Origin of the sequence: Streptococcus cristatus, from assembly GCF_003943505.1 — a bacterium.
In the GTDB taxonomy this organism is placed as follows: domain Bacteria; phylum Bacillota; class Bacilli; order Lactobacillales; family Streptococcaceae; genus Streptococcus; species Streptococcus cristatus_E.
In genome coordinates this window covers 1-658 of sequence record NZ_RJPS01000085.1, presented here as the reverse complement: position 1 = coordinate 658, position 658 = coordinate 1, and the positions used below count along the sequence as shown (strand labels likewise).

General features: G+C 45.4%; 1 protein-coding gene. It reads right to left on the bottom strand.

Annotated features, from left to right (window positions below; translation table 11 throughout):
- Positions 1 to 658: HAD-IIB family hydrolase (locus D8792_RS11130; protein ID WP_125374019.1), on the bottom strand; the 658-nt coding region annotated here is incomplete at both ends.

Below are 658 nucleotides of genomic sequence, written 5' to 3'. Positions count from 1 at the left end.
ATGTTCTAGTGCCCGATGAATCCCGTCCTGACTATTGCTGCTAGTCGTATGCTTGGCTACTTCTTTGACAGAGCTGGTGCCATTTCCCATAGCAATAGACAAGCCAACTCCCGACAGCATTTCCAAGTCATTGTCAGAGTCGCCGAAGGCCATGACCTGATGAATATCAAAGCCATACTCTTGACCGACTAGACGAATCCCCTCCAGCTTGGACATCCCTTGATTGATAATGTCCGCCGCATAAGGGCTCGAACGAGTAAATTTCAAATGGGGGAAATCCGCTTCAATCTTGGCACTCTCAGCTGGATCCGCCAAAATCAGCACTTGATAAATGGGCTCTTGGATCAATTTCAGCAGGTCTTCTTCATGCTGAGGCAGGGCCTTACTCACAATCTTGTTAAAACCATGGCTTACCGTCCGAGTCATTTTTCTAGGAATAAACTGGGTAGCCCACTGAGAAAAAGAACTCATACCAAAGGTCATAATTTTTGAACCTTGCATGGCCTGTTCTGTCCCCAAGGAAATCTCTTTTCGGTGCTTCTTAGCGTAGGCAATCAAATCACGCAGGCTCTGCTTATCAATCGGTGTGGCAGAAATAACCCTGTCTTTTGAAAAAATATACTGACCATTGTAAGTGACAGCAAAGTCTAAATCAATC